Source organism: Thiorhodococcus drewsii AZ1 (genome assembly GCF_000224065.1).
Taxonomy (GTDB): Bacteria; Pseudomonadota; Gammaproteobacteria; order Chromatiales; family Chromatiaceae; genus Imhoffiella; species Imhoffiella drewsii.
The window spans coordinates 85584-101535 of sequence record NZ_AFWT01000016.1; the positions used below are offsets into that span (position 1 = coordinate 85584).

The following is a 15952-nucleotide window of genomic DNA, read 5'->3' on the forward strand; positions in this document are numbered from 1 at the left end:
TCCTAGACATGGAGTCCACTTTAGTTGCCCGAATTCTCGCAAGATGCGGTATGGCGGACAATCCAATTCGGACGCGGTTTAGCTGTCGCGAAACGCCCGTGGGATCGCCGCGATCGAGCGGACCCGCAGATGCAGCGCCGCCTTGGCGAGCAGGTTGGCGCTGACCGGGGCGGTCATGAAGAGAAAGACGGTGATCAGCAGCTCATGCAGCGCCAGCCCCTCGCTCTGGGTGCTGAAGTACAGGCTCGATGCGACGAGCATGGCGCCGATACCCAGGGTGGTCGCCTTGGTCGGCCCATGCAGCCGGGTGAAGAAGTCCGGCAGCCGGACGAGACCGATGGAGCCAATGAGCGCGAAGGCGGCACCGAGCAGCACCAGTGCAGAGACCAGAAGATCGATGAGCATGTCTGTCCCCTAGTAACGGTTCAAAAATAACCGGCGCACCTGTAGGTCGGGTTAGCGCAGCGTAACCCGACATAGCCGTTCGAGTTGCACCACTTGCTTCTGAATCATTCCCTATTCGATCACGCGCCCGCGCACCAGATAGCGGCAAAACGCGACGGTGGCGAGGAACCCCAGCAGCGCCAGCACCAGGGCCGATTCGAAATAGAGCTGGCTGTCGAACTGGATACCGAGCAGCACCAGGAGCGCGATGCTGTCGATGTAGAGGGTATCGAGCGCCAGCACACGGTCGGGCATGTCCGGTCCTCGCAGCAGCCCCCAGAGATTCAGCAATAGGGCTAGAGTGATCATGGCCAGAGCGACCGGCATCACGAGCGCTAGGATCATCGGAAGATCTCCATCAGCGGTTGTTCATAACGCTGCTTCAGGTCCCGGCACAGCCGCTCCGAGGCCCCCTCCGCATCGCCGCCGTCGAGTGAATGGACCAGCAGGAGGGTGCGGCCGTCGTCCGCCGGACGGCGTAGATCCGCCGAGACGGTGCCCGGCGTCAGCGAGACGGTGCTCGCGAACAGATAGATCGCGAAGGGATCCTCGAGCGCGAGCGGCAGCTCGACGAAGAAGGGTCGTGGACGCCGTCGCCGATCGAGCACCAGCACGGCAACGCGAACGTTGGCCGTCAGGATATCCAGGGCGAGCCGCCACAGATAGCGCAGGATCAGCCACGGACGACCGGGTCGTCGGCGTCTCGGCCAGAACCCCGCCGTGCCCCCGGTGATGAGTGCCGCCAACAGGGCTCCGAGCAGCACCTGCCCCGGCTCGACGCTGCCGACCAGCAGCAGCCAGAGCGCGAGCAGCGCGAGAGTGGTCAGTGGAAAACGCAGCCAGGTCATCATCGATCGGTACCCTCCTCGCGCGCGTCCGAGGCGTGGGACTGGGGCGCGAGTCCCGCGACGGCCGCGACATACTCGCCGTTGTCGAGGATCTGGCGCGCGGTCGCCAGCGTGAAGCCGGTCAGGGGTCCGGCGAACAGCATCAGAAGCGGGCTGGCCGCGAGCAGTGCCGAGGTGCCGACGAGCGCGGGTCGCGCCAATCCGGACCGCCCTCCATCTGGGTTCGCCCTGGCGCCCGGCGACACCGCGCCACGGCGACGCCAGAGCAAGAGCGTGCCGGCTCGCGAGAGCCCCAGCAGCACCACGAAGCTGGATCCGAGCACCGCCACCCAGATCCAGGGCCAGACCGCTGGACCGGTCGCGGCCGAGTCCTGGACCGCGATCAGGATCCATGCCTTGCCGAGAAAACCGCTCAGCGGCGGCAGTCCGGCGATGGCGATCGCCCCGAGCAGAAAGAGCGGCGCCAGGATCCGCGCGTCGCGCGGCGGGTCGCCGATGACCAACCGATCGCCTTGAGCGCGTCCACTGGCGATCAGGTCCGCGAGCAAGAACAGCCCGGCGGTGATGAGCGTGGTATGGACGAGGTAATAGAGGGCCGCCGCCAGCCCTTGGGCCGTGCCCGGCGCGATGCCGGCCAACAGGGTGCCCATCGAGAGCATGACCAGATAGCCGATCATGGTCCCGAGTCGCGTGCTGGCCAGGGCGCCCAAAGTGCCGGCGGTGATGGTCAGGACCGCAGCCCCCGTCAGCAGCCAGGTCGCGGATCCTACGAAGGCCGATCCCGAGCCGGTGTCCGGCACCAAACTGAGCAGCCGCAGCATGGCATAGAGCCCCACCTTGGTCAGAATGGCGAACAGCGCCGCCACCGGCGCCGACGCGGCCGCATAGGCGGGCACCATCCAGGCATGCAGCGGCGGCAGCGCGGCCTTGAGCGCAAAGACGGTGAACAGCAGCAGCCCGCCGGCCCCGGCGAGCCTCGCATCGGCCGGTGTCAGTTGCCCCAGTCGGACCGCCAGATCGGCCAGATTCAGGGTGCCCGTGGCCGCATAGATCAGGGCCGCACCGAGCAGGAACAGGGATGACCCGACCAGATTCAGCACCACGTAATGCAGCGCCGCACGGGTGCGCGCCGGACCGCCGCCGTGCATCAGCAGACCGTAGGAGGCGATCAGCAGCACCTCGAAAAAGACGAACAGATTGAACAGATCGCCGGTGAGGAAGGCACCGACCAACCCGAACAACTGAAACTGGAAGAGCGCATGGAAGTGACGTCCGGAGGCATCGGCGCCGCCGGAGGACGCGTAGAACAGTGCGGCGGTCCCGAGCAGTCCCGTTAGGGTCAGCATCAATGCGGAGAGCCGGTCGCACACCAGCACGATGCCAAAGGGCGGCGGCCAGCCGCCGATGGCGGTCGCGAGGACGTCGCCCTGAGCGGTCAGCGCCAACAGGTCGAGCGCCGCCGCGAGCACGCAGAGCGTGCCCAGCAGACCGATGAACCGCTGCACCGAAAGCGGCAGGCGCGCGCCGACCAGCAGCAGCGCGCCGAGTGCCAGCGGCAAGAGCAGCGGGAGCGGCATTGAGGGCACGCTCATGACTCTTCATCCCCTTGGCGCTCGTCGACCCGATCCGAACCCAATTCGCTCAAGGCGCGGAGTGCGAGCATGAGAACGAAGGCGGTCATGGCGAAGCCGATCACGATCGCCGTCAGCACCAGGGCCTGGGGCAGCGGGTCGGCATAGGGCTGGCCGGAGGCGATCAAGGGTGGCTGATTGACGCGCAGTCCCCCGGCGGCGAAGACGAACAGATTGACGCCGTAGGACAGCAGCAGCAGACCCAGCACGACAGGGAAGCTGCGCGAGCGCAGCAACAGATAGATGCCGCAGCCGATCAGCAGACCGATCATGGTGGCGACCAGCCATTCCATCAGCCGGCCTCCCGCGATGTGCCGATCGTCAGGGTATCGCGCCCGCTGTTCCCCAGTCGCCCGAGCGACTCCAGGATCAGCAGCAGCGTCCCGGTCACGACCAGCAACACGCCGACATCGAAGATCAGGGTGCTGGTCAAGTGAAGCTCGCCGAGCAGCGGCAGGGGCCAGTGCAGCATCGCACTGGTCAGCAAGGGTCGATCGAACAGCAGCGCGCCGAGCCCGGTCAGGAGCGCAAGCAAGAGGCCGACGCCGATCAGACGCAGATAATCGGGGTGAAAGCGCGCAGCGGTCCAGCCGAAGCCGTTCGCGACCTGCAGCAGGATCAGTGCCGCTCCGACCACCAGTCCGGCGACGAATCCGCCGCCGGGGGCCTCGTGACCGCGCAGCAGCAGGAAGGCCGCGAGCATGAGCGCCGCCGGCAGCACCGGTCGCGCGACGGCGCCCAGCATCAAGGGATGGCGCACGTCGCGATCGGGCGCGCCGTCGTCCTCGGGACGCGCCCTGGAGCCGGCCGTGTCACCCCGCGTGGGCAGGCGCAACGTCAACCCCCGTGTCATGGCGGCAATGCCCACGGCGGCGATGGCCAGCACGCTGATCTCGCCGAGCGTATCCAAGGCGCGGAAATCCACCAGAATGGCGTTGACGACGTTACCGGCGCCCGCCAGGGGCTCAGAGGACTGCAGGTACCCCTCCGAGATCGGCTTGGCCGGACGCAGCATCATGAGGGCCGCGAGTACCGCGCTACCGATGCCGCCACTGACGGCCAGCAGAAGGTCGCGACGCTGTCGCCAGCGCGGGGGCCTGAGGTCGAGACTGCTGGGCAGCAGAGTCAGGACCAACAGCAGCAGCAAGGTCGTCACGATCTCCACCGACACTTGGGTCAGGGCCAGATCCGGCGCCGAGAAATGCACGAAGGCGAGGCTGACCACCAGGCCGACCGCGCCCGTCAGCAAGAGTGCCCACAGCCGATCGCCGCGCCGCAGCACGACGCCCAGTGTGGACAGGGTCAGGATCGCGGCGGCGGCGAGGCTCGGGCCGTCGAGCGGCATCGGCGTCACCGCAATCCAGCGGATCGGCACCCCATCCGACGGCCGCGCCATGAGCCATCCCAGGGTCGCCAGCAGGATCGCCGTCGCCACCAACCACCTCAGGTTCGTGGGCAACGACAGGGATTCGATCCGCTGACGGGCACGATAGGCCAGGCCAAGCAGACGCGCGCTCAGTCGCTGAAAGCTCCGTGCACCACGCGCTGGTGGAAACCAGCGCGCATGCGCGGCGAACAGAGGGCGCCGGACGAGATGAAGCAGCAGCGCGCCACCGAGCGCTGCCAGACTCATCTGGAAGGCGGGCGACCATCCCTGCCAGAGCGCTAGGTGATAGTCGGGAACGAAGCCGAGCACCCCGCGAGCGCCGAGGCTGAGCACAGGCCGCACGACCTGCTCCGGGAAGATCCCGACCAGGAGACAGACCGCGACCAAGACCTCGATCGGTAGGCGCATCAGACGCCTCGGCTCCCCAGGGGGCTTGGACAGACCCAGGCTCTGGCCATCGAAGCGGCCATTGAAAAAGACATCGCGGATCAGACGCAGCGAATAGGCCGCCGAAAAGGCCCCGCCCAGGATCGCCGCCGCCGGCATCAGCCATTGCAGTAGCGGCCAACCCGCGATGCGCGGGGAATCCAGGGTCTCGACGAAGAACATCTCCTTGCTGAGAAAGCCGTTGAGCAGCGGTACGCCGGCCATCGAGGCTGCCGCGACCATGGCGAGCGTGCCCGTGATCGGCAGGAAGACGAACAGCCCGCTCAGACGTCGCATGTCGCGGGTACCCGTCTCGTGGCCGATGATACCGACCGCCATGAAGAGCGACGCTTTGAATACCGCATGGTTGATGGCGTGAAACAGCCCGGCGACCACACCCAGGGGCGTCCCGAGACCGATCAGGAACACCATCAGCCCGAGATGACTGATGGTCGAATAGGCCAGCAGCCCCTTCATGTCGTGCTTGAAGAGGGCGACATAGGCGCCGAACAGAAAGGTCGCGAGCCCGACGCCGCCGACCAACGCGAACCAAAGCCCGCCGTCGGCCAGGACCGGAAACAGCCGCGCGAGCAGAAAGACACCGGCCTTGACCATGGTGGCCGAGTGCAGATAGGCCGACACCGGAGTCGGTGCGGACATCGCCCCAGGCAGCCAGAAATGGAAGGGCACCTGAGCGGATTTGGTGAAGGCGCCGAGCAGGATGAGCAGCAGGATCGGCAGGTAGAGCGCATGGTTGCGGACCTGATCGCCGGCGGCCAGCACCTCGGTCAGCGACAGGCTGCCGACGACGCTGCCGAGCAGGAGTACCCCGGCCAGGAGCGCCAGCCCCCCGGCCCCGGTCACCAGCAAGGCCATGCGTGCGCCGCGCCGGGCGCCGGCGGTGGAGGGATCGAAACCGATCAGCAAGAAGGAAACGAGGCTGGTGAGCTCCCAGAACAGCACCAGCAACAGCAGGTTGTCCGAGAGCACGATGCCGAGCATCGCACACTGAAAGGTCAGCAGCAGCGCATAGAACCGCCCGCGCGGGGCATCGGTCGGCAGGTAATAGCGGGCGTAGAGGTCGACCAAAAGCCCCATACCGAGGATCAGCAGCGCGAACAGCAGGCTCAGCCCATCGCAACGCAGCGCCAGATCGAGCCCCATCGCTGGCAGCCACGCCCACTGCTGCAGCGGAATCGCGCCCTCGACGATCGCCGGCACCTGCAGCAAGAGGACGATCAGCGCCAGGGTGCTGGCGACGGCAGCCACGACCGATGGGGCACGCTTCCAGCGACGTTCCGCCAGCGGCGCCAGGAGAGCACCGAGCAGCGGAGACAGCAGGATCGCGGCGAGCGGCGGGGCAATTGCGATCATGGTTGGAGAGCGATTCCAGCGCGGATCGCCGGGCCATCCCGGACGGGGTCCCGACCGCTCCAGCGCTCCATGGCCCGTCTCATGCCGCCTTCTCCGCCAAGCCCCGGCGATCCGCACCACCCGAATCGGTGCCATTGCCGAGCGAACCGCCGGTGAGCACCGCGCGCATCGCTCGGTCGGCGCCGACATCGAGCTCGGTGATCCGGTCGCGATCCAGGTAGAGCGTGAAGCCGCCCAGCTGGTAGCTCATCGGCAAATACACGGCGACCAGGTCTCCATCGGATGCGATGCCCGGCAAGCCGGCGTGCTCCTGCATCACAAAGCCGACCAGCCTGGCACCTTGAATATCGACGACCACAGGACGACCCACCTCCTCGTCGCGATCGTTGGCGAGGAATCTGGAGACATCCTTGAGCCCTTGAAAGAGACTCTTCACCAGCGGGATGCGATCGAGCACGCGCTCTGCGCGTTCCAGCAGCCAGCGCACCAGAAAGAGGTTGGCGAGCAGTCCGGCCACAAGCGTCAAGGCGACACCAGCGGCGAGCCCCATACCGGGCAGGTACCAGCCAGCGGGAATCAGGACGCGCATCAGATCGCCCATGAAGAGCTCCACGGAGCGGCCGAGCCACACCAGGAAGGCGATGGTGATGACGAGGGGCGCGAGCAGCGCCAGCCCCTGCAAAAACCACTTACGCAACCGTCCGAACAGGTCTTTCTGGATCATGTTTCCTCTCAATGCTTTAGGGTGGATCACTCGAAGCGAATCGATCCACGGGGACGCGATTCAGGCGTTCGCTGCGGTCTGCCCGTGCATGTGCGCGGCCATTTCACGGGGTCGTGCATGCCGGATTTCACGCCCAAGCGAATCAGCAGCACGTTGGCCGGCCCGGCCGCGATCAGGCTGCAGGCGAGTGAGTAAGGCCAGCGAACCCCAAAAGAGCGACTGCCTTTTGGCTTAAGCACCCTGGGTGCCAGGATTCCCCGTGCGGTTGGCTAGGCGTCGATACGTACCCGAAAGGGCATTCATCAATGGGATTGAGACGGTGGAGAGGACCAGCGACAACGCAACCGATCGGGGCATATCACCCGATCCAGGTTCAATTGCACCGCTGGACCGCGCTCATGACGAGTGGAGTGCACGGGCTTCAGGCGACGGCAGGCTATTTGCATTTGGACAGGCTATTTGCATCTGGAATCGTTGAATTTGGATCGCAAAAGGCTGTCAGCAGCCGACCAATCACATCGCCACGCCCGAGGCCAAACGAGACACGCTGAATGAAACAGGCCGCAGCCTATCTCATGCGCGCCGTGCGCCCGCGAATCCTGCTCGGCCTGATCGGGCGTCTGCTGATGACACTGGCGGCGCTCGGGGTCGTTCCGGTGCTGGTGTCGCTCGTCACCGACCATTCCCCATTGATGTGGCGTCTGGCCGCGACGAGCGCTCTCTTAGGTGGAGTGGGTTGGCCGCTCGCCAGGCTGCACCGAGGGGCAGACATTCAATGGAACGAGGCACTCACCATCACCGGGCTGGCCTTCGTCCTGGCGCCGCTGGTCATGGTCTGGCCGCTCATCGGCATCGCCATCGCACCGGTCGACGCCTGGTTCGAGAGCGTGTCGGGCGTAACCACGACCGGTCTCACCACCCTGCGGGACATGGCGGAACGACCGACCGATTTCCTGTTCCTGCGGGCCTGGATGCAATGGTATGGCGGTCTCGGCATTGCCGCATTCACGGTGGCGCTGATCATGCGCCACCACGCCGGCGCGCGGCGTCTGCTGGAGACCACCGGCGAATCGCTCACCGAAGCGGGGGCCCGCGCGCATGCACGAAGCGTCTTCGTGGTCTATGCGGTGATCACGCTGATCGCGGTCGCCGCAGCCTGGGCAAGCGGTCTCGCGCCCTTCTCCGCGCTGACCCATGGTCTCGCGGCCGTGGGAACGGGGGGATTCGCGACCTCCGACCAGAACATCGCACCGCTGCCCCCTGCAGCGGTCGCGGTGCTCAGTCTCGTCTGCGTCGTCGCCGCCATCAGTCTGCCGCTCTATGCCCGGTTGCCGCGACATGGCCCGCGCGCCCTGCTCGGCGAGCCCGAGGTGCGCGCACTCTTCATCGCGATCCTGACCACCTCCGCCCTGCTCGCGGCGATCAACGCGACGCATGGCGATCTCGCCTGGCGGTCCGCCGTCGCCGATGGCCTGGTGCTCGGCGTCTCGGCACAGACCGATACCGGATTCAGCACCACCGACGTGGCCGCCCTACCCCCAGCGGCACAGTTGGTGCTGATGGTCTCGATGGCGATCGGTGGCTGCACCGGCTCGACCGCAGGCGGCATCAAGCTGATCCGGCTGCTGATCCTGCTCCGGCTGATCCAGGTCGCGCTGCAACGCACCGCCACCTCGGAGCGGGCGGTCCTGGAGGTGCGTGTCGGCGGCGACCGGGTCGAGCCCGACATGATCGCCAGCGCACTGCAGTTGCTCGGTCTCTGGGCGCTGGTGCTGCTCCTGTCCTGGTTGGTCTTCCTGGTGCAGGGTCAGCCACCCATGGCCAGCCTCTTCGAGGTGGTCTCGGCCACATCCAACGCCGGTCTCTCGGCCGGACTCACCGGACCTGACATGGCCCCATTGCTGAAACTCGTGCTGACGGTCGACATGCTGTTCGGACGCGTCGAGATCCTGGCCCTGCTGGTCGTGTTCTATCTCCCCACCTGGATCGGAAGGAGGCGCACATCCCCATGAGAACGGCATTCATCGGCACCAGCTCACTGACCCTGTCGACCGCCGAGACGCTGCTCGAGGCCGGACACGAGGTCATCATCATCGAGCGCGACCGCGCTCGTATCGAGACCCTCTCGGATCAGCTCGACGCCGGTTTCGTCCATGGCGACGGCACCTCGCCGGATGTACTGAGCGATGCCGAACCCGAGAACACCGAGGTGCTCTTCTGTCTGGACGAAAGCGACCAGACCAACATCCTGGCGAGCCTGATCGGACGCTCGCTGGGTTTCAAACGCGTCGTGACGCGTGTCAACAACCCCCAGTTCCAGCGCATCTGTCACGAACTGGGCCTTGAGGACAGCGTGATGCCCAACCGCGCGGTGGCCTCGCATCTGATGGGACTGCTGAGCGGCGAGAAATCGCTGGAGCTGTCCTCGCTGATCCGAGGCGACGCGGCGGTGTTCGATTTCATCGTCGGCGACGACGGTTCCGGCCCCATCGACGAGCTGGAGTTGCCGGACCGTTGCCGCATCATCTGTCTCTATCGAGACGAAACCTTTCTGCTGCCCGAGAAAACGTCCAAATTGAAGCCCGGAGACGAGGTCATCCTGATCGCCCACCAGGACACCATTGAAAGCCTCCGCGAGCGCTGGCCTGCAGAGACCGAAGAACCCTCTTGAGACAATCGGCGCAGACGGCTCGATCCGCGCGAGCAGACCGCTATTTATCAACAGGTTAGCCGCCCGCCGCCAATGCGCCCGATCCGCACCACCGCCCCTGGCCTTTGACCGAGCCACCTGAACTGGGAAATAGCGCTCGACGTGATGGACCGCGTGCCCGTAGAGCAGTCACCAAGCCGAGTCGGCTCAGCGACGCTGTTGCCCCAGAAGTTGACGCTCGTCTCATTGGTGCGAGTGACTTCTGCACGCGGATTGCGGCCAGACCAGCTCCTGCCGATGGTGTCTGGAGAAAGCCGGGAAGCAGTCGTTCACCGTCGATTACAAGCTAATTTGGAATGCGATGCCTCGAGAGATATATCGAGGAGAGGCTGGATGGGGCGCTGCTAATGGATTTTCGCTTGGTAGTCCTCTATCGCTCGGACGAACCGAGCTAAAAGTTCCCTAAATCCAGAAAAGTCTATCTTGTCCGCGCGTGGCTTGACGACCTTGTAGGCGAACACTGCCTTCCCATAGTGACGGGATTCATCCTCCACTATGCGACTGAAACGCTTGCCGTCAATAGTCGCGCCCAGTGTTTCTTGATCAAAGAGATCCTCAATATCAGAAGAATCTTTTCCCTCTGGGATAGGTGTTGCCACGACGTATAAGTTTGCGAAGGCATGAATAAAAGGTTCATTACCGCAGACTTTGCTTGTTGTGATCTTTCCGAGAGAGGCAAAAATCTGCTTTGAGGCACTGTCATTATCGATAAGAATAATAATCGGGTGTTTCGAAATAGTCGCTCGAAATTTTGAAATCTCCTTTTTATATTCCCATATGAAATTTTTGAGCACCGGGGCACCTCCGTCATTGAGCCCTAGTATACGCCCGGTGCTCGTCTTTGCGTATCGGAATCTTCTAATTTCTAAGGAAATCTTTCCTGATTTATCTATTCTTGCTAGGTCAGGAAATTGTTGCGCTAGACTTCTAATGGCACAGGTTATATAGATATTGTCCGTTTTCCCTTCGCAAATAAGTACAGGTTTTTCTGCGGCGTAGAAATTTTGATAAATCAAGAATCTTCGATATATAAGTTCAGAGGCTCTCGGCTTCTGCTTATCATGAGCGTCATTGGGTTTGTTTTTTTGGTGGAATCTATCGACCGCATCAATGAAACCCAGCATCCCGTGAAGTTGTCTCAGGTTGCCTGGATCGGATTGATTTGATTGTTTAGTGCTTGAGATTGTTGCTTTCTGTATATCGAATGTTCCTGTCATGCATAGTCGATGCACCATCGCTCGGACAGTGTGTCTATAAGTCGCAGGAACATTTACCCGATCGTTAACAACCAAGCCTGTAACTTCCTGCCGAGACTCGCGATACTGCATGCGTGTTTTTTTCGAATTAATTGAAAAGCCGGACTCTTTGATGATTTTTATTAATTCGTCTCCAGGACTCCAGCTGCTGTCATTTTGCGAATCTCGGGCGGCAATGGCTTCAGGGAAGCTACGCTTATTGGTTGAGAATGTGAGATCATCGGCGTACCGAGTGTATCTACAGCCTGCCCGCGCAGCTAATCGACAAAGCCGTAGATCGATGATGCGGCCCACCATGTTGGAAATAACCGGCGACGATGGGCTCCCCTGAGGTAGGCTGCCTTTGTGGCAGGCTATTTGAGCGATCACTGTGGCCACCTTTGGCTGAAGTAAGAAGTTCCTATCTTTGATGAAATACCCTCGTACGCGTCCAAAATTGATGTCGTTAAAGAATCCGTCCAAATCAAGATTGAAAACCCAGCGACGATTCCGATGTCTCTGGGCGTTAGTGACGATTGACCGGCCGCGCTTGAATCCGTGCGCCAGCGAGTCTAGCCGATGAGCGTCTGCATTCAGCTTATCTAATTCACCGAGGCAATCCTGAAGCAAGTTAGATAGGCGGGTCTGAAGCAGCTTGAGCTTTGGGTGTGGCGCTGAGATTTGGCGTGTGCCCCCTGTTGTTTTAGGAATCTCAAACTCCCTATATTTGGCAGAGTCTGATTCCATATACAGAATGTAAGAGACGGCAGAAGGCCTAAAGCCAAGTAGTTTGGCTAGGTCACGTAGATCCTTGCAGGCTCGTAATCTCGAAAGTTTGGACACTGGATCGCAGTCCTTGAAAATATGCCCGCGACAGTGAGTGTTCGTAAGCTGTAGTCGCGGGCAATGCTTTAGAGATGAAGAAAAGAACAGTCGCAGACTACGTGGAGAAAGGGGAGGGTCTATAGACACTCTTTTGCGTAAACAAGGAGCTTAGCATCATGCCTCAGCAACAAGGACGGCGGTGCCAGCATAGCCCCGCACATTGGCTTTCACGTACCACGATGACATGGCACAAATTCTGACTATAGACCCTGCTAACACTCTAACATGAAGCGATAGGGGTCGCTACGTCTCAGGGTCAGGCTTTCGGCGCAGGGACGGTGCCGACAATGTATACCTTGGCGGCCTATCCGGATTATCGATAGACCATTGATTGTTCGGCTCTAAGAACTTCTAGATTCGGTTTCTCAGTCAAGATTCGAGAGACGGTTAGGAGCATCTCCCCTCGGCAGAACTGATCGGGTGATCCGATGACGATCGGGCGCACCCTGTGATCGAACAAATCTAAAGAAGCTAAACGACCGTTTGGCGTATGGCCGCTCGCTAGAAGATGTCTCCTTATGCGGAGGGACTGCAGCTCAGCTCGGAGCAGCCACTCTTGGCTAGGGGGTTGATGACCGCTCATGGGACAGAACGACCTCTGAGCCGAGCAGGCCGATTTTCCGCTTCCAGGATCGAAAAGTCACCGACCTGCAATCGACCGGTGGCCGCTTTAGAAGCCAGCAATCGACTTGCCTGACTTGGCGATCCTATCGGTCATGCTGACAACCTGGCGTACCGTCGCAACGCGATTCCCTTCGCTCACACCGGGCGTGCGATTTCTCCCCTCAGGATGCACCGAGCCGCGCGACAGCGCGAGCAGGTCGATATCTGAGTGTCTCGGCCCGAGATCTGATGCTTACACCCTCGAATTGGCACGCCAGGCAGGTAGAACGCGATGACAGACGCACGGCTGAGACAGGTCTATGCCTATCATTTCGACAGCAAGCACCGCCCCGAGCGCTATGCGCCCGGACCCGGAGGCCTGGACTGGGCGACTCAACCTCATCCCTTTCGCTCTTTTGAGGGCGCGCCACGCATTCCGTTGCCGCTCGCCAGCAACGGCGGACCTGCGTTCGCAGCCATCCGAGCGGGTGAACGGCCGGCACCGGCGAGTGTCGATCTCCAGCACCTAGGTACCCTCCTCGGGTGCTCTTTTGGACTCTCTGCCTGGAAGGTTTATGGCGATGCCCGTTGGGCGTTGCGTTGCAATCCCTCCAGCGGCAATCTGCATCCGACCGAAGGCTATCTCATCACAGCGGGCTGTCCGGGACTGGCTGGTGGAATCTACCACTACCACAGCCACGATCATTGTCTGGAACGGCGCGGCATCGACGTCGAAGGATCCGGCGACACAGGCGACCCGCGCGGCGTCATCCTCGCCATGACCAGCGTTCATTGGCGTGAAGCCTGGAAGTACGGGCTGCGTGCCTATCGCTATTGTCAGCACGATGTCGGGCACGCGCTGGCCGCCATCGCCTATGCGGCCGCGACACTCGGCTGGCGCGTCGAGCCGCTCGGATGGTCCGACCAGAGACTCGCAGCCCTGCTCGGCATCGACCGCGAGACGGACTTCGACCCGGATGAGCCGGAGGCGCCCGATCTCGCGGTCTGGGTGGGGCCGGAGCCGGCGCACGCCGAGATGATCGACGCCTGGCTGGACCGCCCCCGATCCTACTTGGGCAAGGCGAACCGCCTGAGCGCGGGCCATGTGAGCTGGAGCGGGATCGAGCAGGTGCATCGGGCCTGCTGGCGTGACAAGGCACAGCAGACAGCGCCCGCAGACCCAGCGCCGCTGTCACCGCTCACGCAACTGGACGGCGACCTGGGGGCCGGGGCACTGATTCGTCAGCGCCGCAGTGCCGTCGACTTCGATGGGCAGACGCAGATGCCCCGCGAGGCCTGGATCTCCATGCTCGATGCGCTCTTACCCAGGCCAGGGACGCCTCCCTTCGACGCCTGGCGACGCGCGCCGTGCGTGAGCCTCCTCCTCTTCGTGCATCGCGTCGCGGGGGTGACACCTGGGCTTTATGTGCTGGTGAGAGCGCCCGCGCATCGCGATCGGCTCCACCGGGGTCTCCGGTCCGAGTGGACCTGGGTGCCGCTGGACGGCGCACCCGCGCACCTCGGGCTCTATCGCCTGGTCGAGGGCGATGCGCGCAACGCCGCTCGCGCCCTCTCCTGTCATCAGGACATCGCCAGTGACGGCAGCTTTGCGGTCGCCATGCTGGCCGACTTCGATGCGGCGCTTGAGCACGGCCCCTGGTGCTACCGGGAATTGTTCTGGGAGTGCGGACTCCTCGGCCAAATCCTCTATCTTGAGGCCGAGGCGGCCGGGCTGCGCGGGACCGGGATCGGCTGCTTTTTCGACGACGCCGTTCACGACCTGCTCGGCATCCAAGACAGACGCTGGCAGTCGCTCTATCACTTCACCGTCGGTGGCCCCATCGAAGATCCTCGACTGCGTACCGAGCCGCCCTATGCCCACTTGGGCGAGCGCTCGGCTTGAGGAAGCGTCTTCCACAAGGCTCATGGGGCGCCTCGGCTGGTACGAAGGCGATCGACGTCCCTGGCAGCGGTCCGCTTGCGTTGCGCGATGTGCTCACGCCGGGCCTGCGCACGCTCGGCGGGTGGTGCCGGCGTGGGTGGGACCGCCCGCAGGATCAGCTCGCGGAGTGTCCTCAGCTGCTGGCGGGTGACGGCCTCCTCGGTCTGCGGCAGGGCCACCACGGTCGCGGTCAATCGCTTCGGGGTGCTCGCATCGTCCGGCGCCGGCAGCAGGTGCCGCACCGCCTCGGCCGGTAACCTGCCGGCGGCCACCGCCTGCTGCGCCGCCTCCACCCGCCGTGCGGGATCCCAGCCAAGCGAGAGCCGCCACTGGGGCGATTGCCCTTGCCGACGCCGTTCGGCCACCAGGCGCTCGTAGGCGCCTTTGAAGGCCATGCGTGCGCCAACGTGGTCACCGCACTCCCACACCGATGCGGCGGCCGTCGCGGCGCGTAGGATCTCCTCGGTGACGCACACACTCGCCGCCTCGTCGAAGGTGTCCACCGCCAAGGCCCAGGCCTCGTCCGAACTCGGGCGTCCACCGCCGGCGCGCTCCAGCACGGCGATGACGTCGCTCGGGCGCGGGAAGTAGCGCCCGCGCTCGGCGTCCAGCAGGTGGCAATCCAGGACCTGGCGCAGGGTCGCAAGATCCAGGCGGTCGGCGAGCAGGCGCCACCAGGTCTGCTTGAGCCCGACCGACACGCTCTGCCCGTAGGTCTCGCCGAGCGCGTCGAGCAGGTCCGAGAAGGCTTTACGGTCGTGATCGCACAACATGGAACTCCCCCTCCAGCGGACCGGGGTCTGGGTTGAGAAAGGCCTCCAGCGCGGCTTGCTCGGCGTGCTGGTCAGCGGCGAGTGCGAGGAACTGCTCGACATGGACCGCGTCGCGGCAGATGAGCGCGATGTCGTCGAAGGCGCGCCCACGGTCGTTGCGGCCCTGGTGCCAGGCGGAGGCGCGACAGCCGTCGATGGCGCGCTGCAGTTCGGCTGGCGTGTAGCCGTCCTTGAGCCGAGCGGCGATGGCGGATCGGCGCTTGGCGTCCAGCTTGGCCTTGGGCTTGGCCATGACCTGCTGCCAGTAGGCGAAGATCGGCTGCACGACATCGGCGCGGACGGCCACAGGGCCGTCAGGTCGGGCGTCGGGGGCGCTCGGCGCAGGGGTTGGTCCAACGCCGCCATCGGAAGCCGAAAACGGCCCGTCACGCGACATGTGCGTAAGCACCGTCTTTTCTTTCCGGATACCGGATACCGGAGGTGTGCCGGCTTTGACGGTCCCTTTCGAAATCGGAACCTGCCGGGTTATGGGTGGATCTGGCCCGCAGACCGCATCGTTGCTGGAGTCTGAGGTGCCGGGATGGGTATGCCGGGTTTGTGCCGGGTTTGTGCCGGGTTTATTTGGCGCAGACTGATCCGTGATGGCTAAAGGAAGGAAAAAAATAAGCTGTTTCAAGGCGCTGCGATTGCGCACCAAACCGGCGCGCTCAAGCCCTTCGGCGAGGCGCCGGACCTTGGCCTTGGTGGGAGTGCCGGTGCCTTCGAGCCCCTGCCCGGGCTCGATGTAGAGTGCCTCCTGCAAGGCGCGCCAGGAGATGCGACGGGTATGGCCGACAAAACCGCTGTGATAGTCCATGAGGGTTCTCAGCACGATGTAGAGTTGCCAGAGCTCAGGGCGTTGTCCGCTGAGCGCGGCCAGTTCCGCGTCTTCGAGTCGGATGGCCACGGCCTGCAATCACCCGCGATCCAG

General features: G+C 63.6%; 13 protein-coding genes. 3 read left to right on the forward strand and 10 right to left on the reverse strand.

The window, feature by feature from the left end; genetic code table 11:
* Window positions 1-78: 78 nt before the first annotated feature.
* The 7 genes from THIDRDRAFT_RS12340 to THIDRDRAFT_RS12370 form a co-directional block, all read right to left on the reverse strand.
* Window positions 79-405 carry a Na+/H+ antiporter subunit G gene (locus THIDRDRAFT_RS12340; RefSeq protein WP_007041187.1) on the reverse strand — a complete coding sequence of 109 codons (327 nt, stop codon included), beginning with the start codon at window positions 403-405 and terminating at the stop codon, window positions 79-81.
* 111 nt (window positions 406-516) lie between these two features.
* Window positions 517-789 (reverse strand): K+/H+ antiporter subunit F, encoded by a 273-nt coding sequence (locus THIDRDRAFT_RS12345; protein ID WP_007041188.1) that lies wholly within the window; start codon window positions 787-789, stop codon window positions 517-519.
* The gene (locus tag THIDRDRAFT_RS12350; protein ID WP_007041189.1) at window positions 786-1295 is read right to left on the reverse strand and encodes a Na+/H+ antiporter subunit E; all 510 of its coding nucleotides are present in this window, start codon (window positions 1293-1295) and stop codon (window positions 786-788) included. Before THIDRDRAFT_RS12350 ends, THIDRDRAFT_RS12345 begins: the two co-directional genes overlap by 4 nt.
* Window positions 1292-2884, reverse strand: coding sequence for a monovalent cation/H+ antiporter subunit D (locus THIDRDRAFT_RS12355; protein WP_007041190.1), 1593 nt, complete (start codon window positions 2882-2884; stop codon window positions 1292-1294). Before THIDRDRAFT_RS12355 ends, THIDRDRAFT_RS12350 begins: the two co-directional genes overlap by 4 nt.
* Window positions 2881-3216 carry a Na+/H+ antiporter subunit C gene (locus THIDRDRAFT_RS12360; protein WP_007041191.1) on the reverse strand — a complete coding sequence of 112 codons (336 nt, stop codon included), beginning with the start codon at window positions 3214-3216 and terminating at the stop codon, window positions 2881-2883. The genes THIDRDRAFT_RS12355 and THIDRDRAFT_RS12360 overlap by 4 nt, the downstream gene beginning before the upstream one ends.
* The gene (locus tag THIDRDRAFT_RS12365; RefSeq protein ID WP_007041192.1) at window positions 3216-6110 is read right to left on the reverse strand and encodes a monovalent cation/H+ antiporter subunit A; all 2895 of its coding nucleotides are present in this window, start codon (window positions 6108-6110) and stop codon (window positions 3216-3218) included. Before THIDRDRAFT_RS12365 ends, THIDRDRAFT_RS12360 begins: the two co-directional genes overlap by 1 nt.
* A gap of 79 nt (window positions 6111-6189) precedes the next feature.
* Window positions 6190-6834 carry a DUF502 domain-containing protein gene (locus THIDRDRAFT_RS12370; RefSeq protein WP_007041193.1) on the reverse strand — a complete coding sequence of 215 codons (645 nt, stop codon included), beginning with the start codon at window positions 6832-6834 and terminating at the stop codon, window positions 6190-6192.
* A 551-nt stretch (window positions 6835-7385) separates the two neighbouring features.
* Here THIDRDRAFT_RS12370 and THIDRDRAFT_RS12375 point away from each other — a divergent pair.
* Window positions 7386-8846 carry a TrkH family potassium uptake protein gene (locus THIDRDRAFT_RS12375; protein ID WP_007041194.1) on the forward strand — a complete coding sequence of 487 codons (1461 nt, stop codon included), beginning with the start codon at window positions 7386-7388 and terminating at the stop codon, window positions 8844-8846.
* Window positions 8843-9505 (forward strand): potassium channel family protein, encoded by a 663-nt coding sequence (locus tag THIDRDRAFT_RS12380; RefSeq protein WP_007041195.1) that lies wholly within the window; start codon window positions 8843-8845, stop codon window positions 9503-9505. The genes THIDRDRAFT_RS12375 and THIDRDRAFT_RS12380 overlap by 4 nt, the downstream gene beginning before the upstream one ends.
* Window positions 9506-9888: 383 nt before the next feature.
* On the opposite strand, the gene THIDRDRAFT_RS12385 is transcribed toward THIDRDRAFT_RS12380, so the two are convergent.
* On the reverse strand, window positions 9889-11751 hold the full coding sequence (locus THIDRDRAFT_RS12385) for a retron Ec67 family RNA-directed DNA polymerase/endonuclease (RefSeq protein WP_342610869.1): 1863 nt from the start codon (window positions 11749-11751) through the stop codon (window positions 9889-9891).
* A gap of 808 nt (window positions 11752-12559) precedes the next feature.
* Here THIDRDRAFT_RS12385 and THIDRDRAFT_RS12390 point away from each other — a divergent pair.
* The gene (locus THIDRDRAFT_RS12390; protein ID WP_007041197.1) at window positions 12560-14170 is read left to right on the forward strand and encodes a SagB/ThcOx family dehydrogenase; all 1611 of its coding nucleotides are present in this window, start codon (window positions 12560-12562) and stop codon (window positions 14168-14170) included.
* A 20-nt stretch (window positions 14171-14190) separates the two neighbouring features.
* On the opposite strand, the gene THIDRDRAFT_RS12395 is transcribed toward THIDRDRAFT_RS12390, so the two are convergent.
* Both THIDRDRAFT_RS12395 and THIDRDRAFT_RS23840 read right to left on the reverse strand, forming a co-directional pair.
* Entirely contained in the window at window positions 14191-14982 is a 792-nt protein-coding gene (locus tag THIDRDRAFT_RS12395; RefSeq protein WP_007041198.1) for a hypothetical protein, read from the reverse strand.
* Window positions 14960-15928, reverse strand: coding sequence for a hypothetical protein (locus THIDRDRAFT_RS23840; protein ID WP_139058718.1), 969 nt, complete (start codon window positions 15926-15928; stop codon window positions 14960-14962). Before THIDRDRAFT_RS23840 ends, THIDRDRAFT_RS12395 begins: the two co-directional genes overlap by 23 nt.
* Window positions 15929-15952: the final 24 nt, after the last annotated feature.